At 58.5% G+C, this 1,000-nt stretch carries 1 protein-coding gene; it reads right to left on the reverse strand.

Annotated features, from left to right (window positions below; genetic code table 11):
• The coding region (locus M3I54_RS44340; protein WP_254346726.1) for an IS5 family transposase at positions 1-913 on the reverse strand (913 nt) is incomplete at its 3' end.
• Positions 914-1,000 lie beyond the last annotated feature (87 nt).

The raw sequence follows: 1,000 nt of genomic DNA on the forward strand, positions 1-1,000 counted from the left end.
CGCTCGAGGCAATCGTATCGGGCACTGCCGAACGCCGCCCCGAGGTGTTTTGCGCAACGTGCGGTATGACCTTCATCTGTTGGCACGCCTCGATGAATTCCTGGGCATCGTAGCCCTTGTCCGCACCCAACGTAATTTCTACGTTCGGATCCTCTACCGTTTGCTGTGCGTCGTGGATCATGATCTTGGCCGCTTCACGCTCGGCATGCCCGTCGGCGCGTGTCACGCGCGCATTGACCACCAAGCCGTGCCGGTTATCGGTCAGCGTATGACCCATGTACCGCAATTCGCTGGCCGTTTTGCCTTTGCGATAGAGCTGCGCATCCGGGTCGGTCCTCGACTGATGTGTCTCGTTGCTGCGTTTCTCGCCCTTGAAGTCGCCCGCGCCGCCGCCGTCGTTGTCCTGATCGTCCCCATTCTTGCGTACAAAGCTCTTGTGTCCAGCCCACGCCCGGATCAGGGTGCCGTCCACGCTGAAATGCTCACCGGAGAGCAGGCACTTCTTCTGGGCGATGGCCACCACCTCGTTGAAAAATTCGATCACCGCATCGTGTCTGATCAGACGCTCGCGGTTCTTCGTAAAGACCGTGGGCACCCACACCTCGTCATCCATGGCCAGGCCGATGAACCAGCGAAACAAGAGGTTGTATTGCACCTGCTCCATCAGTTGGCGCTCCGAGCGAATGCTGTAGAGCACCTGGATTAGCATGGCTCGCAGCAACTTCTCCGGCGCGATGCTCGGCCGTCCACCTTTTATGTCCGCTTCGTACATCTCGGCGAACAGTCGATCCATCTTCGCCAGCGCTTCGTTCGCCATTACGCGGATCGAACGCAACGGATGCGACTTGGGGACGAAGTCGTCCAGCTTGCGCACGGAAAACAAACTCTCGGTGAAAGTGTCGGCGCCGCGCATGATCTCCAGTGGGTAAGTGGTGGTTCATCTATCAACGCTTCACGAACTCTGCGCGATGACATGTTTCAGCGGTACTTCAGCAACCTG

It is taken from the genome of Paraburkholderia sp. CNPSo 3274 (assembly GCF_024206475.1).
GTDB lineage: Bacteria > Pseudomonadota > Gammaproteobacteria > Burkholderiales > Burkholderiaceae > Paraburkholderia.